Genomic DNA, 23,578 nt, shown 5'->3' on the forward strand with positions numbered 1-23,578 from the left:
AGCGCGGCGGGCGGCCCCGGGCCCGCGCGGTCGATCAGCTCAGGTCGAGCAGGTCAGCGGCGTGCACCGGCAGGCCCGACTCGAGTGACAGGTTGGCGGCGAGCCCGGTGAGCAGGGAGGCGGCGCCGTCCCGCTCGGTGGCGGCCCGGCCGAGCGGGTCGACGGCGTGGCGGTCGCGCCCGAACAGCACCGTGGTGAGCCGGGCGTCGGCCCCACCGTGCCCCTCTCGCGCGTGCCCCGAGATGTCGACCTCGTACGGCGGGCGCCAGTACGGGCGTACCAACAGGTTCTGGTATCCGTGCTCCCCGGCGGGGCTCGCGAGGCTGACGTGGTCGGACTCGACCACCTCGAGTTCGAGGCGGCCGGCCGAGCCGTTGAACATGACGCGGTAGCCCTCCCACGGCGCGTACGCCGTGAGGTGGTAGCTCATCGTGGCGCCGGTGTCGTAGCGGACGAGCACGGCGAGGTCGTCCTCGATGGTGACGCCCGGGGCGAACACGTTGCGGTCGCGGTGGTAGCCGTCGAGCGACTCCGCCTCCAGGTACAGCTCGCGCAGCGACGGGCTGGTCGCGAGGTGGATGGCGAACGGGTCGTCGTCGGCCGCCGGCGAGGCGTACGCGCGGTCGTAGTCGCGCGCGTACCCGTGCCGGGCACCGGCCTCCGCGCCGTAGAGGAACAACCGCCCCTGCGCGTACACCGTCTCGGGGCGGGCGCCCAGCCACCAGTTGACCAGGTCGAAGTGGTGCGTCGACTTGTGCACGAGCAGGCCGCCCGAGTTGGCCTTCTCCCGGTGCCAGCGGCGGAAGTAGTCGGCGCCGTGGCGCACGTCGAGCAGCCACTCGAAGTGCACCGAGCCGACCTCGCCGATGGTGCCGGCGGCGAGCAGCTCGCGCACCTTCTCGTGGACCGGGTTGTACCGGTAGTTGAAGGCCACGGTGACGTGCCGGCCGGTGCGCGCCGCGGTCTCGAGGATCCGCTTGCAGCGCGGCAGGTCCACCGTCATCGGCTTCTCGGTGATGACGTCGCGACCAGCCTCGAGCGCGGCCACGATGTACTCGTCGTGGGTGCGGTCGACGCTGGTCACGAGCACCACGTCGACGCGCTCGCGGGCGAGCATGGCGCGGAACTCCTCCGCCGGGTACGTGGCCACGGCGGGTGCGCCGAGCGCCACGAGGTGGCGGTTGTGCGTGTCCATGCGGATCTGGTTGACGTCGGCCAGCGCCACGAGCTCCGCGGTGGCGGCGTGCTCGGTGGCGATGGCGCGGGCGAACATCTCGGCCCGCGCACCGGTGCCAACGATCGCGAAGCGGGTACGACCGTTGGGTTGGTCGGTAGGCATCGGGATCCACGCCTCCCCAGGGGCTGCAAAGGTTTGCAGGAGAAGTAACCATGTCGATGGCTCCTGCGTCAACGGCTCGTTTCAAGTCGACCGAGAACATCCCGATTTGGGCGAGTCTACAGCTCAGGATAGCGCTTACCTGTAACCAAACGGCAACACATGACCGTTGACACCGGAGCAACCGTTTGCATTAATTGGCCATCCATCCGAGCCACTGTCCCAGGACGACAACGCACCGAGAAAGGGAGGCGCCGTGCCGGCCACCATCCGTGACGTAGCGCGGGCCTCCGGCGTGCACATCTCCACCGTGTCCCGCACGTTCTCGGCGCCGCACCTGGTCAACCCGGAGACCCGCAGCCGGGTGCTGGCGACCGCCGAGAGCCTCGGCTACCGACCCAACCGGGCGGCGCGAGCCCTGATCACCGGCCGCACGCACAACGTCGGCCTGATCGTCGCGGACATCGCCAACCCATTCTTCCCGCCGCTCATCAAGGCGGCGGAGAGCCAGGCCCGTCAGCGCGACTACCACATCTTCGTGGCGGACACGAACGAGGACGCCACAGCCGAAGAGGAGCTCGTCCTCGCCATGGCCAAGCAGGTCGACGGCGTGCTCCTGTGCAGTCCGCGGATGAGCAACAGCCTTATCGAACAGTGCAGCCGCGAGGTGCCGCTCGTCGTCATCAACCGGCTTGTCACGGGCCTGCCCTCCGTCGTCATGGACGTGGGGCAGGGCGCTCGTGACGCGATCGAACACCTGGCCGGCCTCGGCCACCGCGAGATCGCCCTGCTGGGCGGGCCGCGCGGGTCATGGACCAGCCGGGAGATCCGGCGTTCGGCCCTGCTGGCGGCGCGAGCCGCGGGGGCCGACCTGACCGTGCTCGGCCCCAACCCGCCCACCGAGGACGGCGGCGCGGCCGCGGCGGACCAGGTCCGCCGCGTCGGCTGCACGGCCGTGCTCGCCTACAACGACCTGATGGCGATCGGGCTGCTCGACGAACTCGATTCGCTGGGGGTCCGGGTGCCGGAGGAGATCAGCGTTGTCGGCATCGACGACATCGCCCCGAGCCGCCGCACCCGACCCAAGCTGACGACGGTGGCCACCCCCACAGCGGCCGCCGGACGGGCGGCCGTCGACATGCTGCTCCAGCACGACAACGCACCCGTGGCGCGCACCGCGCGGCCCGGCGTGGGCGTGGGAGCGGTCGACGGCCGTCGCACCACCGCACAGGTAACGCTCCAGACCGAACTGGTCATCCGCGACTCCACGGGACCGGGACCGCATCTGCCTGCGGACCCCGGCTACGCGGCCACGGCCGCACCCGGACCCGTCGCGTCCTACGTCAAGGAGTGAGCGCAATGCACCCCGCTAAAGTCCCATCCCCCCGGCGCCCGCGCCTGATCCGAGCCCTGGTGGCCGCTGCCGCGGTGCTTCCCGTCGCCCTTGGCGCGGCAGCCTGCGGCGACGACGAGAAGGGCAGCGGCAAGACCGAGATCTCCATCTTCTGGTGGGGAGCCGAGAGCCGCGCCACCACCACGCAGAAGGCGCTGGACCTCTACACGTCCAAGCACCCCGACGTGGTGTTCAAGCCGACCTGGCAGGGCAACCAGGGTTACTTCGAGAAGCTCGCCACCCAGGCCGCCGGCGGCAACGCCCCGGACATCTTCCAGATGGACGACAACTTCCTCGGCGAGTACTCGGCCCGTGGCATCGCCATGGACCTGTCCGACCTGGTCGCGTCGAAGAAGATCGACACCTCCAAGTTCCCGGAGAGCCTGGCCAAGTACGGCCAGATCGACGGCAAGTCGTTCGGCATCGCCACCGGTGAGAACACCCCCGCCATGGTCTACGACAAGACCCTGCTGGCTCAGCTCAAGCTGCCGGAGCCCAGGACCGGCATGAGCTGGGACGAGCTCATCAACTGGGGCGCCCAGGTCACCGCGGCCGCGCAGAAGGCCGGGCTGAAGGACGTCTACGGCACCATGGACCCGTCCGCCGACTACAAGGCGTTCTGGATGTGGCTGCGCCAGCAGAAGAAGGACCTCTACAGCGGCAGCCAGCTCGGCTTCACCGAGGCTGACGTGACCGCGTGGTTCGAGCTGTGGAAGGGCGCGGCCGCCAAGAAGGCCACCCCCACGGCCGACCTGATCCACGCCGCGAACGGTGGCGACGCCACCAAGCAGCTGGTCGTCACCAAGAACGCCGGCACGTCGTTCATGTGGTCGAACCAGATGCCCGACCTGGCCAAGAACACCGACCACGAGCTCGGTGTGGTGGCCTACCCGGGTGACCCGAGCGCCCAGTGGGCCCGGGCCGCGCTCTACTGGTCGGCGTTCAAGGGGACCAAGCACAAGGACGTGGTCGCCGACGTCATCAACTTCTTCGTCAACGACCCCGAGGCCGCCAAGATCCTTGGTACCGACCGCGGTCTGCCGTCGAACACCGACCTGCGCAAGGCCATCGAGCCCGACCTGACGGCGCAGATGAAGGTCACGGTCGCGTTCGAGAACGAGATGACCCCGAAGTTCGGCCAGGCCCCGCCGCCGCCGATCAAGGGCCACAGCGGTGTCCGCGCCGCGCTGGTCAAGGCCGCGGAGACCGTGCAGTACGGCAAGGCGACCCCGGCCGAGGCGGCTGCCGCCTTCGTCGCGGACGCCAAGGCCGCCATCGGCGGCTAGTCGCAACCCACGACGTATCGAACCCGTCCGTGGCACGGCAGCAACCGGCCGTGCCACGGACGGCCCGAGAGGAGAACCGACGGTGGCCCTCACCCAGGCACCGGCACCGCCCGTGCGCGAACCGCGCAACGGCCGTACTCCCACGAATCGTCGCGCCGCGCTGATGCGCCGGCGGGAGAACGTGGCGGGCTACACCTTCCTGTCGCCGTGGCTGCTGGGCTTCATGTTCATCACCGCGGTTCCGATGTTCTACTCGCTGTACCTGAGCTTCACCGACAACGAACTGTTCGGTGACAGCAACTGGATCGGGTTCGAGAACTACAAGAAGATCTTCACGAACGACCCGCACTTCTGGCACGCCGTGCAGGTCACCCTGATCTACGCCCTCGTCGCGGTGCCGCTCAAACTGGCCGCCGCCCTGGGCGTCGCGCTCCTGCTGCGCCGCGAGCGTCGCGGCATCGGCCTGTTCCGCGCGCTGTTCTACCTGCCGTCACTGCTGGGCGGCAGCGTCGCGATCGCCATCCTCTGGCAGGCGATGTTCAGCCGCAACGGCGCGTTCAACTCCTTCCTCGGGCTCTTCGGCATCGAGGGCAAGGCGTGGGTGAACGACCCCGACTGGGCGCTGAGCTCCATCATCCTGCTCGGCATGTGGCAGTTCGGCGCGCCTATGGTGATCTTCCTGGCGGGCCTGAAGCAGGTGCCGCCGGAGCTCTACGAGGCCGCGGCTGTCGACGGGGCGACGCGGTGGAACTCGTTCTGGCACGTCACGCTGCCCGCGCTGTCGCCGGTCATCTTCTTCAACCTGGTGCTGGAGACGATCCACGGCTTCCAGGGCTTCACGTCCGCGTACGTCGTAAGTGGCGGCACCGGCGGGCCGACCGACTCGACCCTCATGTACACGCTGTACCTCTACATCAAGGGCTTCACGGAGTTCAAGATGGCGTACGCCTCGGCCATGGCCTGGGTGTTCCTGATCGCCGTCGGCGCGCTCACGGTGCTGCTCTTCTCGACCGGCAAGTTCTGGGTGCACTACGGCGACGGAGGCGACAAGTGAGCACCGAAACCGCTGTGCTTCCCGGCGACCGGGTGAGTGCGGGCACCAACCTCGCGCGGTGGGCGGCGTTGCTGGCCATCATGGCCGTGGTGCTCTACCCACTGGCCTGGCTGCTGGGCACGTCGCTGAAGTCGCCCACCGAGATCCTCAGCAACCTCTCCGTCCTGCCGAGGAACGTCACGTGGAGCAACTACAGCGACGGCTGGAACGGCTTCACCGGCGTCACCTTCGCCACGTTCTTCACCAACAGCGCCCTCATCGCGGGTGCGACGGTGCTGGCGAACATGGTGTCGTGCTGCGTCGCGGCGTACGCCTTCGCGCGGCTGAAGTTCGTCGGTCGCGGGCTCTACTTCGCGATCATGATCAGCACGCTGCTGCTGCCGCACCACGTGCTGATGGTTCCGCAGTTCATCATCTTCAAAGACTTCGACATGATCAACACGCCGTGGCCGTTGATCCTGCCCAAGATCCTCGCCACCGAGGCGTTCTTCGTGTTCCTCATGGTGCAGTTCATGCGGGGCATCCCGCGCGAGCTGGACGAGGCGGCCAAGATGGACGGCTGCAGCCCGTACGGGATCTTCTGGCACGTGATCCTGCCGCTGACCAGGCCGGCGCTGGTGACCACCGCGATCTTCTCGTTCATCTGGACGTGGAACGACTTCCTGCCGCAGCTGATCTACCTGAACGACCTTGACGACCGCACCGTCCCGGTCGCCCTGCGCGGCTTCCTGGACTCCAGCGGCCAGAGCGACATCGGCCCGATGTTCGCGATGTCGGTGCTGTCGCTGCTGCCGGTGTTCATCTTCTTCGTCGCCTTCCAGCGCATGCTGGTGCAGGGCATCAACACCTCCGGCCTCAAGGGCTGACGGGGGTGCGCCATGATGGCCGGCATGTCGACGCGGCGTCGTGACCCTGCCCCCACCCCCGAGCCCGACTCCGAACCGGAGATCGGGGCGGGGCGGGACTGGCGCGACACGCTGCGCAACGGTGCCGACCTGGCGCTCGCCGGCATCGTCACCTTCGTGGTGGCGGCGCCGATCGTCACCGCTGGCGCGGCGCTCGCTACGGCGAGCGCCGCCATCGCGGAGTTCTGCCGCACCGAACGCTTCCCGTCGACCGGCGACTCGGCGCGCCGGTTCGGCCGCGGCATCCTGCCCGGCCTCGGCGCGAGCGTCGTCGCTCTCGTGCTGGTCTGGCTGTTCGCGCTGAACCTGCAGCTGTTGCGCGAGGGCACCGTCCCCGGCGGCGGCGCACTCATCGCGGCCACCACGATCGTCGGGGTCCTGGTGCTCGGCGTCGCCGGGCTCACCCTCGTCGAGATCGGCCGCGCCGGCGGCAAGGGCTGGCGCTCCGCCGCCCGCGCCGCCGTGGACGTGGCCCTGCGCCGCCCGGTCGTGGCGCTCGCGGAGGGCGGCGTCCTGTCGCTCGCCGTGCTGCTGGCGGTGCTGATCCCTGTCTGCGCCCCGATCCTGCTCGGCTACGCGCTCTTCGCCCTCCACGTCGTGGCCCGCCGCTTCCTCCCGGCCTGACTCGTCCGGTACCGCGCGGCCGGGATGATCGGCGTCCGGGGTACGAAACCGCGCTGGGGCGGGGGTTTTCGGCGCGAACGGCGATCTTCAGAGGGCTGTCTGCCACAGCCCGGTAGTTCACACAAATGTGGACCGAATCATTCAAAAGGCCCAGGGTGTTTGTGTTAAGAGTCTTTACAGTTACGATGGGCGCGACAACGGGGTCTGGCTCATCGGAGGCGGGGGACCATGGACGACGCACGCACGCAGGCAGGACTGCCGGCGGTCATTCCGGTGCCGGCGGAGATCGAAGCGATCGTCGGCACGGACGTGACGCTCGGCGACGACGCCGTGATCGCCGCGGACCCGAACGCGGTGGGCGTCGGGGAGTACCTGGCCGGGCTGCTGCGCCCCGCGACGGGACTGGCGCTGCCCGTCGTGGTCCTCGACGCGGCGGCCCCGGCGGGCCCTGGCATCGCGCTGCGCCTCACGGCCCTGCCCGGCGGCGACGAGGCCTACGGGATCTCGACCGACGGGCGCACCGTGACGATCACCGCCGCGGCGGCGGAGGGGCTGTTCCGCGGGGTGCAGACGCTGCGGCAGTTGCTGCCCGTGACGATCGAGGGGCGGGAGCGGGTCGCCGGCCCGTGGACGGTTCCCGGCGTGCGCGTCAGCGACCGGCCGCGGTTCGCCTACCGGGGCGTGATGCTCGACGTGGCGCGGCACTTCTTCGCTGTGGCGGACGTGGAGCGCTACATCGACCAGGCCGCGCTCTACAAGGTCAACCATCTGCACCTGCACCTGACCGACGACCAGGGGTGGCGGCTGGAGATCGCCACCTGGCCGCGGCTCACCGCCTACGGCGCGGGGACCGAGGTCGGCGGCGGGCCGGGCGGCTTCTACACGCGGGACGACTACCGCCGCATCGTCGGGTACGCCGCGGAGCGCTTCATCACCGTCGTACCAGAGATTGATCTTCCTGGGCACACCAACGCGGCGCTCGCCGCGTATCCGGAGCTGACCCGCGACGGCGTCGCGGTGCCCCGGTACACGGGGATCGAGGTCGGGTTCAGCTCGCTGGTCGCGGACAACCCGCGCACGTACCGGTTCCTCGACGACGTGTTCGGCGAGGTCGCGGCGCTCACCCCCGGCCCCTACCTGCACCTCGGCGGGGACGAGGCCAAGAACACCACCCGCGAGGAGTACGACCAGATCCTCGTCCGCGCGCAGCAGATGGTGCGCGCCCACGGCAAGACGCCCATCGGGTGGCACGAGGCGGCCGAGGGTCCGCTGGACCCGTCGACGGTGGTGCAGTTCTGGGGCACCACGCGGGACGCGCCGGAGGTCGTCGCGGCCGCCGGGCGGGGCAACCGGGTCATCATGTCGCCGGCCAACCTCACCTACCTCGACATGCAGTACGCCCCCGGCGACCGGCTGGGCCTGCACTGGGCGGGCTACATCGAGGTCGACGACGCGTACGGCTGGGACCCGGGCGACTACCTGCCGGGCGTGGCCGACGAGCACGTACTCGGGGTGGAGTCGCCGCTGTGGACGGAGACCGCGGCCACGGCGGCAGACCTCGACGAGCTCGCGTTCCCGCGGCTCCCGGTGATCGCGGAGGTCGGCTGGTCGCCGCGCACGGCGCGGGACTGGTCGTCGATGCGCGACCGGCTGACCGCGCACGCCGCGCGCTGGGACGCCCTGGGGATCGCCTACTACCGCTCGCCCCGGGTGGACTGGCCGGTCGCGTCAGGAGCCGGCGCGCCGCCGGCGTGACGCGAGGAGGCCGGCCAGCCCGGCCCCCAGCAGCACCGCGAGGCCCACGACCCACCACCACCAGTTGTTGGAGTCCGTGGTCACGATGGTCGGCGTGGTCGGCGCGATGCTCAGGGAGTCGAACGGCTCGGGCGCGGCCGACGTCGGGGCGGCGGTGGTCGGTGCGGCTGACGTCGCGGGCGCGGCGGCCTGCAGGTTGAGTACGGGCGCCGGGTTGGCGCTGTCGGGGTCGCCGATCCAGCGGTCCACGTCGCCGTTGGCGTAGGTGACGAGCGACCTGAACGTCAGCGACCGCGCGTCGGGCAGTTGCTTGACCTTCACCTTGTGCACGACGTTGCGACCGACGGGCAGCGAGAGGCCGCCGATCTGGTAGCCGTCGACGGTGGTGGCCAGCGTCCAGCCGGACGGCGCCGAGACCAGGCTGACGTCGGCGGGCGCGATGCCCTCGGGCAGGATGACGCGGACGTACTTGATGCCGGACTCGCTGGACTCCGCCTCGGCGTCGAAGGTGAGCGTCACGTTGGTGGCCCCGGCCCGGGCGTTGCTGGCCTCGACCTCGACGTGCGCGGACGCCACGCCGGCCACGGGCAGCGCGGCGACGACGCCGACCGCGACCGCGGCGGCGCGCAGGGCCCATCTGGTCATCGGTCTCCCCTTCGTGGGGCGGGCGCGGCCCGCCTACCCTCGATCGTGCGGCCCGTCGATCCTCCGCCATCACATGGGTCGGCCGCGGGAGGCGGCCGGTTCCCGCGAGTTTCGCGTCGCCGTACGAGGGAGCGGCGCCACAATCGATTGCACTCATTGCAATGTCCGCATAGATTGGCTCCGGGCAGCGAAAGGGGAGCGATGGGCGCCGGACACGACCATGATCACGGGCACGGCCCGAAGGTGTCGGCCACCACCGACCGGCGCCTGCTGGTGTGGGCGCTCGCACTGATCCTCGCGTTCATGGCCGTCGAGGTGGTCGTGGGCTTCGCGGCCGGCTCGCTCGCCCTGCTCACCGACGCCGCGCACATGCTCACCGACGCGGCTGCCATCGCGCTGGCCCTGCTCGCGATGCGGCTCGCGGCCCGCCCGCCGCGCGGCGGGTACACGTACGGGCTCAAGCGGGCCGAGATCCTCTCCGCGCAGGCCAACGGCATCACGCTGATCCTGCTCGCCGGGTGGCTCGGCGTCGAGGCGGTGCTGCGGCTGCTCGACCCCGGCGAGGTCGCCGGCGCGGCCGTGCTGTGGACGGCCCTGGCCGGCATCGTGGTCAACCTCGTCGCCACGGTGCTCATCGGCCGGGCCAACCGGCGCAGCCTCAACATCGAGGGGGCGTACCAGCACATCCTCACCGACCTCGCGGCGTTCATCGCCACGGCGGCGGCGGGCGCGGTCATCCTGCTCACCGGCTTCACCGGGGCGGACGCCATCGCGTCGCTCATCGTGGTGGCCCTCATGCTCAAGGCCGGGCTGGCCCTGCTGCGCGACAGCGGTCGGGTGCTGCTGGAGCGGGCGCCGCGCGGCCTGGAGCCGGCCGGCATCAACGCGCGCATGCGCGCGGTCGAGGGCGTCGTGGACGTGCACGACCTGCACGTCTGGGAGATCACGTCGGGCGAGCCGGCGCTGTCGGCGCACGTGCTCGTCCGGCCGGAGCTGGACTGCCACGGCGCCCGGCTGGCGATCGAGGCCGAGCTCTATGAGGGCTACCGGCTCACCCACACCACGCTGCAGGTCGACCACGCCGGCCCGGATCTCCTGCCGATCGGCCGGGCAGCTCCCTAGGGCCGAATTCCCACAACAGTCGTTAGGTATGCGGAACCCCCAAAAAGGGCATACCGCCTGGCTAACGGCACTTCGTCTCCGCTTGGCGGCCTGTCACCGTCGAGGAGGAGATATGAAGCGCCGACGCTGGTCACGTCCACCTGCAGCCGCCGTACTCGCGTTGGCGCTCGTAGCCTCCGGCGGGGCGGCGGTGACCGCGACCCCGGCGACCGCGGGTGCGCCGTCGACCCTCGTGGCCGGGCCCGAGATCGACGGGTTCCAGGCCACCCCGCTCGGCCCGCCGCACCGGGTCCGCAACACCGGGAAGTCCCTCACCAGCCGGCTCGCCCGCACCGACGAGAAGCTGCTGAACCGCACCGACGAGGCGCCGGTGAACGTCCTCGTGAAGCTCGACTACGACTCCGTGGCGACCTACCAGGGCGACGTGGCCGGCCTGCCCGCCACCAGCCCGTCGGTGACCGGGCAGACGCTGCGCGAGGCGCCGGCCGAGCGCCTGTACACCCGCTATGTCGAACAGCGCGAGCAGACGTTTGTGGACCAGCTGCGCAAGCGCGTGCCGCAGGCGCGCGTCGGCCAGCGTCTGCGCACCGTGTACGGCGGCGTGTCCGCCACCCTGCCCGCCAACCGGGTCGGCGACGTCGTCGGGATGCCGGGCGTCCTGGCGGTGCAGGCCAACGAGATGGTGCGCCCGCTCACCGACGCCAGCCCGCAGTTCATCGGCGCCACGGCCATCTACCCCCGGATGGGCGGCGCGGCGACGTCGGGCCGCGGGGTCATCGTCGGCGTCATCGACACCGGCGCCTGGCCCGAGCACCCGTCGTTCGCCGACCAGGGTCAGCTCGGCGTGCCGCCGCCCAAGGCGGACGGCACGCCGCGCAAGTGCGACTTCGGCGACAACCCGCTGACGCCGGGCACCACGCCGTTCCGCTGCAACCGGAAGCTGATCGGTGGCCAGGCGGTCATGACCGACTATCTGGCCGACGCCGACCGGGCCCGCAAGGAGCGGTTCCACAACGGCCGCGACTCGGACGGCCACGGCACCCACACCGCCAGCACGGCGACGGGCGATCTGGTGAGCCCCGCGCGGGCGCTCGGCATCGACCGGGGTCCCGTGGGCGGCGTGGCGCCCGGGGCCTGGCTGTCCGTCTACAAGGTGTGCGGCGAGGAGGGCTGCTTCCCGTCGGACGCGGCCGCCGCCGTGGGCCAGGCCGTCAAGGACGGCGTCAAGGTCATCAACTTCTCGATCTCCGGGGGCGCGACCCTCGACGTGGTCGAGCTGGCCTTCCTCGACGCGTACGCGGCGGGCGTGTTCATCGCCGCGGCGGCGGGTAACGACGGGCCCGCGACCGGCAACACCCAGCACCTGTTCCCGTGGACGACGACCGTGGGGGCCACCACGCAGCGCCGTGAGTTCGCCTCCACGCTGCGGCTGCGCGCGTCCGACGGGGCCCACGTCGACCTGCGCGGGGCGACCATCACCCGGGGCATCTCGGCGCACCCCGTCGTGCTGGCCACCGCCGCGCCGTACGCCAGCGCGCAGTGCGACAAGGTCGCGCCGGCGGGTTCGTTCACCGGCAAGATCGTGGCGTGCGAGCGCGGCGGGGTCCCGCGCGTGACCAAGGGTTACAACGTGCTCAAGGGTGGCGCCGTGGGCATGGTGCTCTACAACCCGACGCTCGCCGACGTGGAGACGGACAACCACTGGCTGCCGACCGTCCACCTGGCCGACGGCACCCAGCTGAAGGCCTTCCTCGCGGCGCACCGGAACGTGACCGCCCAGTTCGCCGACGGCCGCCGGCGCCCCGGGCGGGCTGACGTCCTCGCGGCGTTCTCGTCGCGCGGACCGGCCGGCAACTACATCAAGCCCGACCTCACCGCGCCCGGCGTGCAGATCTTCGCGGGGCACTCGCCGGTCGCCGACGAGGTGGAGGAAGGACCGACGGGCCAGTACTTCCAGGCGATCGCCGGCACCTCGATGTCCTCGCCGCACATCGCCGGCGCGGCCGCGCTGCTGCGGTCCCTGCACCCGGGATGGACACCGGGCCAGGTCAAGTCCGCCATGGTGACCACGGCGAAGACCGGGATCGTCCGGGAGGACCTGCGCACGCCGGCCACCGCCTTCGAGGTGGGTTCCGGCCGCATCGACCTGTCGCGGGCGGGCGACCCGGGCCTCACGTTCGACGAGACCGCCGCGCGGATGCGCAGCGTGGCCGCGACGGACACGACCAGCGCCGGGCAGATGCAGCTCAACCTGCCTTCGGTGAACGCCCCGGTCATGGCGGGCCGGCTGGACCTGACCCGCACGGTGACCAACGTCAGCGGCCGGCGGCTGACGTACACGGTCGTCGGCACGGCACCCGCGGGCGCCGCCATCACGGTGGCGCCGGCGCGGTTCACCATCGCGCCCGGCGCGCGCCAGCGGCTCACCATCACCATCCGCAGCCAGAAGTCCAGCGGCCAGCAGTTCGGTCAGATCCGGCTCGTGCCCGCGGCGGGCGCGCGGCTGCCGACGTTGCACCTGCCCGTGGCCTTCGTCTCCCAGCAGGGCGACGTGCGCCTGACCAGCACCTGCGAGCCCGCGAGCGTCATGGTCGCGTCGGAGACGGCGTGCACGATCACGGCCGCGAACAAGGGTTACACGCCGGCCGCCGTCACCCTCACCACGACGGTGCCGCCGAACCTGGCGGTGACCCGGGCGTCGCTGGGGATCATCGACGGGCGGACCGTGCGGATGCAGCCACGCACCATCGCGGGGACGACGCCGAGCCGGCCGTCGCTGACCGCGATCGACGACCGCAAGTTCCGGCCGCTGGCCGGCCTCGGCATCCGGCCCACCAAGGTCGGCGACGATGAGCTGGTCAACTTCGACACCCCACCGTTCACGTACGGCGGGACGACCTTCACCCGCATCGGCGTGGACACCAACGGGTACGTGGTGCCCGGTGGGGGCACGTCGGAGGACGACAACTGCTGCAACGTCGCGCTGCCCGCCCGGGAGCGGCCCAACAACATCCTGGCGCCGTTCTGGACGGACCTGGACGGTCGGGAGGCGCCGGGGATCTTCGTCGCGGCGGTGACCAGCGGGTCCAAGAAGTGGATCGTCGTGGAGTGGCTGCTGGACCTCTACGGGACGACCGACGACGAGCGGCACTTCCAGCTGTGGCTGGGTGTGGACACGCCGCGGGCCACGGCGGAGGCGCCGGCGGCGTTGCGGGTGTCGACCCAGGACATCACGTTCGCCTACAACCCGGCGGACCTGCCGCAGAAGCCCGACGATCTGCCGTTCGCCATCGGCGCGGAGAACGTGATCGGCACCGTGGCGGCGAAGCTCAGCCCCGGGCAACTGCCGACGAAGGACCTGCGGGTCTACGGGTCGGCGCCGATCCCGGGGGCACCCCTGACCTACACCGTGTGGATGCGCGGCGTGCGTGGGGGCGTGGGGCAGGTCGTCACCACGATGAGCACGCCCGCCGTCCCCGGCGTCACTGAGGTGGCGACGCCGGTACTGGTGCGCCGACCGATCGAGTGAGCCGTGCGTGGCCGGCCCCCCTGGGGTCGGCCACGCCGGCGACGGTGTCCACGACGTCCTCGACGATGTCGTCCACGGCGTCCGCGATCTCCTCGACCGTCTCGGTCACCGTTTCGGCGGCCTCGGCCGCGGCCTCGACGAGCGCCAGGCCGCGGGCGGCGCGGCGACGCAGGTAGAGCGTGGTGAACACGCCGAAAACGACGGCGGCCACGAGCGCGACCCAGGAGAAACCCTTGAGGTAGCGCTCGGCCTGCTGGCCGAGGGCGTAGATGACGAAGGCCGTGCCGGCCGCCCAGCAGACGCCGCCCGTGGCGTTGGCCAGGAGAAACTTCCGGTACGGCACGTGCAGGGCGCCGGCGAGCGGCCCGGCGAGGATGCGCAGCAGGGCGACGAAGCGGCCGAAGAAGACGGCCCACACGCCGTACCGCGCGAAGATCTGTTCGGCGCGGGCGAGGTGTGCGGGGCCGAGATGTTTGGGGAAGCGCCGGCCGAGGCGCTCCAGCATCGCGCGCCCGCCCCGACGACCGATCGCGTAGCCCACGGAGTCGCCGGCGATGGCGCCGATCGAGGCGGCCGCGGCCACCCACCAGATGTCGACGACGCCGCTGGCCGCCATGATCGACGACGTGACCAGGACGATCTCGCCCGGCAGCGGGATGCCCATGCTCTCGGTGAAAATGATCATGCCGAGCACGAGGTACACGAGCAGGGGAGGCAGGCCCGTGAGCCACTGCTCGATGAGATGCACCGTTGCGCCCCGTTCGTCGATCATGTCGGGCCGGGAGCGGAACCCGACCGGATATCGAAGTTAGACCAGCGGCGCCGCTGTGTCGACCGCACCGGCACGCGGGGTCGGCGGACGTCGCCCGGTCGTGGCGGCCGTCACCACCCGGCCGATCGCCTCGGTGACCTCGGCGGGCCGCTCCAAACTCAGCATGTGACCCGCGTCCGGCAGGACCGTCAGCTCAGCGTCGGGCAGCGCCTCCACGATCGCCTCGGCGCACCGGGGCGGCGTGAGCCGGTCCATGGTGCCGACAAGCACACTGGTCGGCAGACCGCGCAGCGCCGGCAGGGTCTCCAGGCACCGGTGCAGGTGCACCGCGGGGCGGAACCCGCCGATCGAGCTCAGCGGGGTGTGCGACAGCGTGGACAGGGTCAGCCGCACGTCCGCCCGGTGGGCCGTCGCGCCGAACAGCAGCCAGCGCAGGAACGGCAGCAGGCCGGGGGAGAGCGCCCGGTGCGGCCGCCAGGTGCCCGACCGGGCGAGCAGGGCGGCCCCGGCGAGCTCCATCCGGCGGGCTGCCGCGACCAGCGCCTGCGAGGCGAAGCCGTAGTCGGTGTGTGTGGAGCCCTCGGCGCTGGTGGCCACGAGCACCGCCCCGGCCACCGACGCGCTCAGCGCGTCGGGGTGGCGCTGGGCCAGCTCCAGGATCGCCATGCCGCCGAGCGAGTGCCCCACCAGCACCGCGCGCTGGCCGGCGGCGAGCTCCGTGCCGAGGACCTCGGCGAGATCGTCGGCGAGCTGCTCGACCGTCGCCTGCCCGGGGCGCACGTCCGACGAGCGGCCGTGGCCGCGCAGGTCGTACGCGACGATGCGGTGGCCCTGACCGGTGAGGGCCTCGATCTGCGGTCGCCAGACGCGCTTGTCCAGCGTCCAGCCGTGCAGCAGCACGATCACCATCGGCGCGTCCGCCGGACCCTGCCGCTCGACGGAAAGGTATCCACCGTCGGCGAGGGAGAGCGTCGCAAGCCTTCCGGAGAGGTGGGTGTCCTCGGCGGAAAGCCTACGGCGCTTGGGAACTAGCGCAGCCATGGCAGCCTCCCTCATTCCATTCTGGCCGATAGTGATCGCGCTCGCATTACCCATCGGTACGCTTTATCAAGAGTGAAGAGTGCGACAGTCTTAGGACCATGTCGAGGCCCGAGACCGTAACCCCGCAGGCGGCGTTGGAACACCTGCTCGCCGGGAACGCCCGATTCACCAGCGAGACGCCCCGCTACGGGCACCAGGTCGGCTCCGAGGCGGCCCGCTCGGGCGAGCAGAAGCCCTACGCGGTGGTCGCGGGGTGTATCGACTCCCGCGTCCCACTTGAGGCGATCTTCGACCAGGACTTCGGCTCGATCGCGGTCGTCCGATCCGGCGCCCACGTGCTCGATCGCGCCCTGATCGGGTCGATCGAGTTCGCCGTGACGCAGCTGGCGGTGCCGCTGGTGCTGGTGCTCGGCCACGAGCGTTGCGGGGCGGTCGGGGCGACGGTGCAGGCGGTGCGGGCCGGCACCCGACCCCCGGGCGCGCTGTCGTACCTCGTGGAGGTCATCGCGCCGTCCGTGACGGGGGCCGAGGCCGAGGCCCCGACGGGCGGCGAGCCGGTGACCGACGCGGAGATCGCGGCCCGGGCCACCCGTCGGCACGTGCTGTTCACCGTCGCCCAGTTGCGCGCGTTGCCGGTGGTGGCGACCTCGAAGGGCGCGGTCGCCGTGGCGGGCGCGATCTACAACCTGGACACGGGCACGGTCGAACTGCTGACCGGTCCCTGACGGACGGGCCGGAAGCGGGCAGACTGCAGGGCATGAACCCGACCGGCAACGTCGACACGGTCCGCAACGAAGCGGCCGACCCCACCCTGGGCGACGAGGCGTCGCGGCTGGCCGAGAAGGCCGCCGCCGGACACGGCCTCGACGTGCGCGAGGTGGACAGCCTCCCCGAGCTCAACCAGCTCGCCCAATTCTTCATGGACGTCTGGTCCGCGCCCAATATCGACCATGTGATCAACTGTGCGACCCTGCGGGCCCTGGCGCACGGCGGCAACTACGTCGCGGCGGCCTACCGGGGCGGCGACCTGGTCGGCGGGGCCGTCGCGTTCCTCGGCATGGACGCCGACGGGATCCAGTTGCTCTCGCACCTCGCCGGAGTGCTGCCGGGCGGGCAGAGCAAGGGCGTCGGCCGGGTGCTCAAGCAGCACCAGCGCGCGTGGGCGCTGCGGCGGGGCATCGGGCGCATCTGCTGGACGTTCGACCCGCTGGTGAGCCGCAACGCGTACTTCAACCTGCAGAAACTCGGCGCGTTGCCGGTCGCCTACCTGCCGAACTTCTACGGCGCCCTCGACGACGGCATCAACGCCGGCGACGCGACGGACCGGCTCTGGCTGCGGTGGGAGACCGCCTCGAAACGCGCGACCGACGCGGCCCTCGACGACCTGGCCGACCCGGACGCCGCCGCGCTGCGGGCGGCGGGCGCCGTCGTCCTCCTGGACCGGTCGGATGATCGCCCGGTGACCTCCGATGATCCGACGCTGGCGGCCGCGGCCGCCGCCCGGACGCCGCTGCTGGTCGCGGTGCCTGCCGACATCGAACGGATGCGGCCGGACCGGCCGGCGACCGCCTCCGCGTGGCGGGAGGCGCTGCGCTGGGCGCTCGACGGCGCGCTGGCGGCCGGCTACCGGTTCGAGGGCTTCGACCGGGCCGGGTGGTACGTGCTGGTGCGGGACGAGGGGTCCGCCTGATGCGCCTGACGGGGGTGGAGCTGCGCCGGATCGCCATGCCCCTGGTGGCCCCGTTCCGGACGTCGTTCGGCACCGAGACCGCCCGCGACGTGCTGCTCGTGCGGGCCGTGACGCCCGACGCCGAGGGCTGGGGCGAATGCGTCGCCATGGACGCCCCGCTGTACTCGTCGGAGTACGTCGACGGCGCGGCCGAGGTCATCACCCGGTTCCTGCTGCCCGGGCTCGAGGACCTCGCCGCGGCCGGCACGCTCGACGCGCACGCGACCGAGCCCGTCTTCGCCCGTATCAAGGGCCACCCCATGGCCAAGGCCGCGCTGCAGACCGCCATCCTCGACGCGGAGCTGCGGGCGGCCGGCATGTCGTTCGGCGGCTACCTCGGCGCGGTGCGCGACCGGGTGCCGTCGGGCGTCTCGGTCGGCATCATGGACTCGGTCCCGCAACTGCTCGAGGCCGTCGAGAAATACCTGGACCAGGGGTACGCGCGGATCAAGCTGAAGATCGAGCCCGGCTGGGACGTCGCGCCCGTGCGCGCGGTGCGTGAGCGGTTCGGCGACGACGTGCTGCTGCAGGTCGACGCGAACACGGCCTACACGCTGGCGGACGCGCGGCACCTGGCCAAGCTCGACGCCTTCGACCTGCTGCTCATCGAGCAGCCGCTGCCCGAGGACGACGTGCGCGGGCATGCGGCGCTGGCCCGGGTCGTCGCCACCCCGATCTGTCTGGACGAGTCGATCACCTCGGCCCGGGCGGCCGCCGACGCGATCGCGCTCGGCGCCACGTCCGTGGTGAACATCAAGCCCGGCCGGGTCGGTGGCTACCTGGAGGCCCGCCGGGTGCACGACGTGTGCCAGGCCAACGGGGTGCCCGTGTGGTGCGGCGGGATGCTGGAGACGGGCCTCGGCCGGGCCGCGAACGTCGCGCTGGCCGCGCTGCCCGGCTTCGTGCTGCCGGGCGACACCTCCGCCTCGGACCGGTACTTCGCACAGGACGTGACCAGGCCGTTCGTGCTGGAGGACGGCCACGTGACCGTGCCGGACGGGCCGGGACTGGGCGTCGCGCCGCTGCCGGGCGTACTCGAGGAGATCACGACGGCGACCACCTGGGTGCCGCTGTAGCCCACGGCCGCGACCGGCCGCGGACAGCGGACGGCCCCCGCACGCCGAGGCGTCGCGGGGGCCGTGAGCTGCGTAGAGGGCCTCAGCCCTCGAAAACGCCCGCCTCGACGAGGCGCTTCTCGGTGTTGTCCCAGCCGTGCGACGGCTCGGCGGTCGCGAGCGCGGCGAGCTCGGCGCGGATCTTGGCGCCGTGGCCGGCCGCGGACAGCACCCGGATCTCCTCGACGAAGGCGTCCGAGGTGGTCGACAGGTGCACGGTCTTGCCGTTGGTGAGGTTTCGCACGTAGGCGTGCTTACCACCGTTGAGTGGGATGAGGTACTTGAACTCACCCAGGACGCTGAGCGCGCCACCGGCGGCCTGACCGGCCCGGACTGACGCGCGCGCGGTCTTAGAAGTGTTGGCTGCCACGCCGGTTACTCCCTGGAAGATGTGGTGCGGACACGAAGAGCGGGTCAAGTCTACCCGACGGGATCAGCCCGGCCGACCGGCCGTGGTGCACCTCCACCGGTTGTGCTCTTTTGCCACACTGGCCACAGCAGTCATCATGAATAGGCCAGTGACGTGACCACCCCGGCAACCACTCGTTGTACGGGTAAGCGGAGGCGTACCGGGCAACGCGGTTCGAGGTCGTAGGGGAAGACGCACCTCGTCCCTGGAGGCCTGCTGTGTCAACCCGTGGCGTCATCTACGTGCACTCGGCGCCGCTCGCCGTGGCTCCCCACGTCGAGTGGGCCGTGGCGCGCGTCCTCGGCACGCCGGTGCGGCTCGACTGGAGCCCGCAACCGGCTGAGCCTGCTGCCCGCCGCACGGAGTGCACGTGGACGGGCCGACCCGGCACGGGCGCGGAGTTCGCGGCGGCCCTGCGGGTCTGGCCGATGCTGCGTTTCGAGATCACCGAGGAGCCGTCGCCCGGCGCGGACGGCGAGAGGTTCATGTTCGTCCCCGGCCTGGGCCTGTTCCGGGCCGCGACCAGCGCGAACGGCGACATCCAGTTGGGCGAGGACATGCTGCGGCACCTGATCGCCACCACCCGGGGCCATGAGGGCCTCGCCCACGCCATCCAGGGCGCCCTGGGCGCCGCCTGGGACGCCGAACTGGAGCCGTACCGGTACGCGGGGGAGGGCGCCTCCCAGACCTGGCTCACCCGCGTCGGATAGCAACCGTGGCGAGGTCGCGCCGCGTGCCGGGATGTGATGGGGTAGGCCGGTGCGCAACGCAGGGTGGAACCGGATCGTGGCTGCGGGGGTGGTGGCGGCGCTCCTCGGCGCTGCCGCGGCGTGCTCGTCCCGGCCGACCTCGACATCGAGTCCGATCGTGAGCGCCGTTCCCACGAGCGCCGACGCCGACACGCTGGCCCGCCTTGTCGCCGACCTGACCGACGAGCAGCTTGTCGGCGCCGTCCTCATGCCGTCGGTGAACCTGGACGACCCGGCCGACGTCACGGCGGCCCTGGTGCGCGACTACCACGTCGGCGGCGTGATCCTCATGGGCAGGGGCGGCGACGTCGCCGCCGTCCGCGTGCTCACCGGCAAGCTGCACGAGGCGGCTGACACCCCGGGCGAGCTGCCGCTGCTCATCGGCATCGACCAGGAGTACGGGTTCGTGACCCGGCTGACCGCCGGCATCACCCAGCTGCCCAGCGCCATGGCGTTCGGCGCGGCGGCCCGGCCCGAACTGACCGAGTCGGCCTGGCGCGCGGTCGGCGGCGAACTGCTCGAACTGGGCATCAACGTGGACTTCGCCCCGGACGCGGACGTGCTGGGCTCCGCCGCGAACGCGGTGATCGGCTCCCGGTCGTACGGGAGCGACCCGAAGGCGGTCGCCGCGCAGGTCGCGGCCGTGACGCGCGGCCTGCAGGGGGCCGGCGTGGCGGCGAGCGTGAAGCACTTCCCCGGCCACGGCCGCACGGCCGTCGACAGCCACAAGAACCTACCGGTGCTGAAGCAGAGCCGCGCCGACCTGGGCGCCGCCGACCTGCCACCGTTCCAGGCCGGCATCGACGCGGGCAGCTGGCTGGTGATGTCGGGCCACCTCGACGTCCGTGCGATCGACCCGGGCGTGCCCGCGAGCTTCTCCTCGAAGGTCCTGGTGGACCTGCTGCGCAAGCAGCTCGGCTTCACGGGCGCCGTGGTGACCGACGCGCTGAACATGGCGCCCGCGCAGCGCTGGGCCCCGGGCGAGGCGGCCGTGCGGGCGCTGCTCGCCGGCAACGACCTGCTGCTCATGCCGCCCGACCTGGGCGCCGCCCAGCGCGGCCTGCTCGACGCCCTGCACAGCGGGCGGCAGCTGCGCGAGCGCCTGGTCGAGGCGGTCACCCGGGCGCTCACGGTGCGCGCCAGAGTCAGGCCGGCCGGCCGGGACGGCCTGGACACGGTCGGGTCGTCGCCGAACGCCGCGCTGGCCGCGCAGGTGGCGGCCGCGGGGATCACCATTCTGAAGGGCGCCTGCGAGCAGCCGCTGGTCCGGGGCGCGGTGCGGGTGACCGCCGCCGACGGCCGCGCCGACAAGGCGGCGGCGCTGGTGGCCGCCCTCGGCCGGACGGGCGTCGAGGCCACGGTGGGCAAGGTCGCCGATAAACCGGACAAGAAGGTGACGGTCGTCCACCTCGTCGGGTGGGGTGACGGTCCGGCCGATCTGAACAGACGCGCCGCTGTCACGGTCGCCATGGACTCGCCGTTCATCCTGGCCAGGGCGACGTCGCCGGTGCGCGTCGCGACGTACTCGTCGACGCTGGCCGCGCTCGAGGCGCTCGCCGCGGTGCTTGCCGGCCGGGCGCCCGCCCCGGGCCGGTCGCCGGTCTCCGTGGCCGGCCTGCCCGCCACCGCCTGCGGCCCGCAATGACAGATTGTGATGGAGGCGTCACGAGCAGTTGCCCCATAACGCCGCAATAAGATCCAATTTAGACCGATGCTAAGCTCGGCGCTTCGATCATGAACGTGCGCCGTGCGAGGTGCACCCACCAGAGCGTCGGACGGGACAGGGCGGATGGGAACCCTCGTGGCGGAGCGTGCGTCGGCGGCAGTGGTCGATCAGGCGACGCCCATCCGACGGGCCTGGTGGCTGCGCTGGGCGCCCGCGGTCGTCGCGGTCGGCGCGTTCTTCGCCATCCTGGCCGCCACCGGCACGTCCGGCGCCGACCTCGGGCGCTTCGCCGCCTACGCCGCGCTGGCCGTGACCCTGCCCGGCACGCTCGTCTACCGCGCGCTGCGGCGCACCCCGCACACCCTCGTCGAGGACCTCGCGATGGGCGCCGCCGTCGGGCTCACGCTCGAAATCGCGGCGTGGGCGGTGTTCTCCGCGCTCGACCTGCGCGCCTACCTGTGGACGTGGCCGGCCGCGATCGTCGTCGTGTTCCTCGCCGTGCCCGCCCTGCGCCGGCGGCACTGGTGGGTGCGGGGCTACCAGCCCGTACCGGTGGGGTTCTCGTGGGCGGTGGGCGCCGCGGCCGTGGGCTTCACCGCGTACCTCTCGCAGGTCTTCCTCTTCCGCAACCCGGTCATCCCGACGTCGGAGAGCACCCAGCAGTACATCGACCTGGCCTACCAGCTGTCGCTGGCCGGCGAGGCCAAGAACCACCTGCCCATCCACCTGCCGCAGGTCGCCGGCGAGCCGCTGTACTACCACTGGTTCGGCTACGTCCACATGGCCTCGACCAGCCTGATCGGCCACATCGACCTGCCCGTCGTGGCGCTGCGGCTGGCGGTCCCGGCGCTGTGCGCCCTCGCCGCGCTGCTCACCGGGGTGGTCGGCTGGCGGGTCAGCGGCCGGCCCTACGTCGGCGCGGTCGCGGCGGCCCTGTTCTGGGTGGTCGGCGAGTTCAACTTCACCGACCCGGTGACCATGCCCATGGGCACGCAGGCGACGTTCGTCATCTGGCACGGCATGTCGATGATCTACAGCTGGGTGCTGCTCATCGCGCTGATCGCGCCGCTCGCTGACATCGTGCGCCGACAGGGCGGCGATCCGGATGATCCGTCCGGGAAGGTGCCCGCGATCGGCCTCGGCGCGTTCGCCATCGCCGCGTCGCTGCTGGTCGCCTCCAGCGGGGCGAAGGCCAGCTCGCTGCCCATCGTGATCGCCGCGCTGCTGTTCACCGCCGTGGTCATGCTCGTGGCGCGGCGGCGGATCCCGTGGCGGGTGCTCGCCGCGCTGGTCCTGGCCGCCGCCGCCCAACTGTTCGCGACAGTCGTCCTCTTCCACTTCCAGACGTACGGGGTGGCGGTCGGCTTCTTCTCCGGACTCTACGACTACTGGCGAGACTCCGGGAAGACCGGCTGGGCGCAGGCGTGGGTCGTGGCGGGGGTCTTCGCCGCGTTCTTCCTCAACCTGCAGCTGCGCGTCGCGGGCGTGATCGCGCTGCTGTGGCGCCGGCGGATGCGCCTGCTACCGGTGCAGGTGTTCCTGCTCGGCGGCGCGATCGCCGGCGTGGCCTGCTACTTCGTGTTCAAGCAGACCTCGGGCGGCAACGAGTACTTCACCCGGGCCGGGTTCACCTTCGGGGTGATCCTGTCCGCCTGGGGCTACGTGGAGCTGGCCGAGAAGGTGGCGCTGCCGCGCTGGGGCCGGTGGACGCTCGCCACCGTCACCGTCGCGTTCGGCGCGGCGCTCGTCTGGGTGCAGCTCACCGTCGCCGGGGCGGCCCCCGTCCGGACGCCGGGCAACTCGTACGCGCCGCTGGTGCCGCTGCTGCAGTGGGCGGGCGTGCTCGCCGCCATCGCCGCCGTGGCGGGCATCGTGTGGTGGGTGACCGGCCGGTTCGTCCGCGGGATGCGCGGGCGGGGCGGGCTCGTCCTGCTCACGCTCGTCCTCGTCGCCGGCATCCCCGGCCTGATCATGGACGTGGCGAAGTCGCTGCGCGCGCCCAACGGCGGGGCGTACGTCAACGTGCCGATGCCCGCCTCGCACGTCGCGGTGGCCCGCTGGATCCGCGACCACAGCGACGGCGACGACGTCGTGGTGACCAACCGGCACTGCTGGCGCATGGTCAGCAAGAAGACCTGCGACTCGCGGACCTTCTGGCTGTCCGCGTACTCGGAGCGCCGGGTGCTCGTCGAGGGCTGGGGCTTCGCGCCCCGCGGCATGGGGGCCTACCGCCTGCCGTTCTGGGACCCGGCGCTGCTCGCGGCCAACGACGCGGCGATCAGCGACCCCACGCCCGAGGCGTTGCGCGACCTCTACGTCAACCACGGGGTCCGCTGGCTCCTGGCCGACCGGGCGCAGTTCCCCGAGTCGCCGGAGCTGGCGGACCTGGCCACCAAGGTCTACGACTCCGGCCAGTTCGCCGTGTACCGACTGCGCGGATAGCGCAGA

Annotated in this window: 19 protein-coding genes; 14 read left to right on the forward strand and 5 right to left on the reverse strand. The window is 71.9% G+C overall.

Annotation, left to right across the window (positions count from 1 at the left end; translation table 11 throughout):
• Window positions 1–34: 34 nt before the first annotated feature.
• On the reverse strand, window positions 35–1,339 hold the full coding sequence (locus ABD211_RS06160) for a Gfo/Idh/MocA family protein (RefSeq protein ID WP_344127126.1): 1,305 nt from the start codon (window positions 1,337–1,339) through the stop codon (window positions 35–37).
• A gap of 253 nt (window positions 1,340–1,592) precedes the next feature.
• Between ABD211_RS06160 and ABD211_RS06165 the strand changes: the two genes are divergently transcribed.
• The 6 genes from ABD211_RS06165 (at window position 1,593) to ABD211_RS06190 (ending at window position 8,353) form a co-directional block, all read left to right on the forward strand.
• A complete protein-coding gene (locus ABD211_RS06165) occupies window positions 1,593–2,690 on the forward strand; it encodes a LacI family DNA-binding transcriptional regulator (protein ID WP_344127128.1) in 1,098 nt (365 codons plus the stop codon).
• Window positions 2,691–2,749: 59 nt separating this feature from the next.
• A complete protein-coding gene (locus ABD211_RS06170) occupies window positions 2,750–4,015 on the forward strand; it encodes an ABC transporter substrate-binding protein (protein ID WP_344127130.1) in 1,266 nt (421 codons plus the stop codon).
• 82 nt (window positions 4,016–4,097) lie between these two features.
• Complete coding sequence (locus ABD211_RS06175; RefSeq protein WP_344127132.1) at window positions 4,098–5,069, forward strand: carbohydrate ABC transporter permease; 972 nt, start codon at window positions 4,098–4,100, stop codon at window positions 5,067–5,069.
• A gap of 80 nt (window positions 5,070–5,149) precedes the next feature.
• Complete coding sequence (locus tag ABD211_RS06180; protein WP_344127203.1) at window positions 5,150–5,935, forward strand: carbohydrate ABC transporter permease; 786 nt, start codon at window positions 5,150–5,152, stop codon at window positions 5,933–5,935.
• 24 nt (window positions 5,936–5,959) lie between these two features.
• Window positions 5,960–6,598 (forward strand): hypothetical protein, encoded by a 639-nt coding sequence (locus tag ABD211_RS06185; RefSeq protein ID WP_344127134.1) that lies wholly within the window; start codon window positions 5,960–5,962, stop codon window positions 6,596–6,598.
• A 228-nt stretch (window positions 6,599–6,826) separates the two neighbouring features.
• On the forward strand, window positions 6,827–8,353 hold the full coding sequence (locus ABD211_RS06190) for a family 20 glycosylhydrolase (RefSeq protein WP_344127136.1): 1,527 nt from the start codon (window positions 6,827–6,829) through the stop codon (window positions 8,351–8,353).
• Here ABD211_RS06190 and ABD211_RS06195 read toward each other — a convergent pair.
• Window positions 8,327–8,998 (reverse strand): hypothetical protein, encoded by a 672-nt coding sequence (locus ABD211_RS06195; protein WP_344127138.1) that lies wholly within the window; start codon window positions 8,996–8,998, stop codon window positions 8,327–8,329. The genes ABD211_RS06190 and ABD211_RS06195 overlap by 27 nt on opposite strands.
• A 201-nt stretch (window positions 8,999–9,199) precedes the next feature.
• On the opposite strand from ABD211_RS06195, the gene ABD211_RS06200 reads away from it, so the two are divergent.
• The gene (locus tag ABD211_RS06200; protein ID WP_344127140.1) at window positions 9,200–10,120 is read left to right on the forward strand and encodes a cation diffusion facilitator family transporter; all 921 of its coding nucleotides are present in this window, start codon (window positions 9,200–9,202) and stop codon (window positions 10,118–10,120) included.
• Window positions 10,121–10,232: 112 nt separating this feature from the next.
• The gene (locus ABD211_RS06205; protein ID WP_344127142.1) at window positions 10,233–13,649 is read left to right on the forward strand and encodes a S8 family serine peptidase; all 3,417 of its coding nucleotides are present in this window, start codon (window positions 10,233–10,235) and stop codon (window positions 13,647–13,649) included.
• On the opposite strand, the gene ABD211_RS06210 is transcribed toward ABD211_RS06205, so the two are convergent.
• Both ABD211_RS06210 and ABD211_RS06215 read right to left on the reverse strand, forming a co-directional pair.
• The gene (locus ABD211_RS06210) at window positions 13,603–14,421 is read right to left on the reverse strand and encodes a DedA family protein (protein ID WP_344127144.1); all 819 of its coding nucleotides are present in this window, start codon (window positions 14,419–14,421) and stop codon (window positions 13,603–13,605) included. The two genes, ABD211_RS06205 and ABD211_RS06210, sit on opposite strands and share 47 nt — an antisense overlap.
• Window positions 14,422–14,457: 36 nt before the next feature.
• Entirely contained in the window at window positions 14,458–15,462 is a 1,005-nt protein-coding gene (locus ABD211_RS06215) for an alpha/beta fold hydrolase (protein WP_344127146.1), read from the reverse strand.
• A gap of 98 nt (window positions 15,463–15,560) precedes the next feature.
• On the opposite strand from ABD211_RS06215, the gene ABD211_RS06220 reads away from it, so the two are divergent.
• Genes ABD211_RS06220 through menC form a run of 3 tightly spaced genes read left to right on the forward strand, consistent with a single transcriptional unit; the run spans window position 15,561 to window position 18,267 of the window.
• Window positions 15,561–16,187, forward strand: coding sequence for a carbonic anhydrase (locus tag ABD211_RS06220; RefSeq protein ID WP_344127148.1), 627 nt, complete (start codon window positions 15,561–15,563; stop codon window positions 16,185–16,187).
• A gap of 32 nt (window positions 16,188–16,219) precedes the next feature.
• Window positions 16,220–17,152, forward strand: a complete 933-nt coding sequence (locus ABD211_RS06225) for a GNAT family N-acetyltransferase (RefSeq protein ID WP_344127150.1) — start codon at window positions 16,220–16,222, stop codon at window positions 17,150–17,152.
• Window positions 17,152–18,267, forward strand: coding sequence for an o-succinylbenzoate synthase (menC, locus tag ABD211_RS06230; RefSeq protein WP_344127152.1), 1,116 nt, complete (start codon window positions 17,152–17,154; stop codon window positions 18,265–18,267). The genes ABD211_RS06225 and menC overlap by 1 nt, the downstream gene beginning before the upstream one ends.
• Before the next feature lie 82 nt (window positions 18,268–18,349).
• Here the strand turns inward: menC and ABD211_RS06235 are convergent, their stop codons facing one another.
• Window positions 18,350–18,676 (reverse strand): hypothetical protein, encoded by a 327-nt coding sequence (locus ABD211_RS06235; protein ID WP_344127154.1) that lies wholly within the window; start codon window positions 18,674–18,676, stop codon window positions 18,350–18,352.
• A 257-nt stretch (window positions 18,677–18,933) separates the two neighbouring features.
• Here ABD211_RS06235 and ABD211_RS06240 point away from each other — a divergent pair, with 257 nt between their 5' ends.
• From ABD211_RS06240 to ABD211_RS06250, 3 genes are all read left to right on the forward strand, one after another.
• Complete coding sequence (locus ABD211_RS06240; RefSeq protein WP_344127156.1) at window positions 18,934–19,425, forward strand: DUF3145 domain-containing protein; 492 nt, start codon at window positions 18,934–18,936, stop codon at window positions 19,423–19,425.
• 49 nt (window positions 19,426–19,474) lie between these two features.
• Window positions 19,475–21,109, forward strand: a complete 1,635-nt coding sequence (locus tag ABD211_RS06245) for a glycoside hydrolase family 3 N-terminal domain-containing protein (RefSeq protein ID WP_425560364.1) — start codon at window positions 19,475–19,477, stop codon at window positions 21,107–21,109.
• A 156-nt stretch (window positions 21,110–21,265) separates the two neighbouring features.
• Entirely contained in the window at window positions 21,266–23,572 is a 2,307-nt protein-coding gene (locus ABD211_RS06250) for a hypothetical protein (protein WP_344127161.1), read from the forward strand.
• Window positions 23,573–23,578 lie beyond the last annotated feature (6 nt).

It is taken from the genome of Luedemannella flava, from assembly GCF_039528515.1.
In the GTDB taxonomy this organism is placed as follows: Bacteria; Actinomycetota; Actinomycetes; order Mycobacteriales; family Micromonosporaceae; genus Luedemannella; species Luedemannella flava.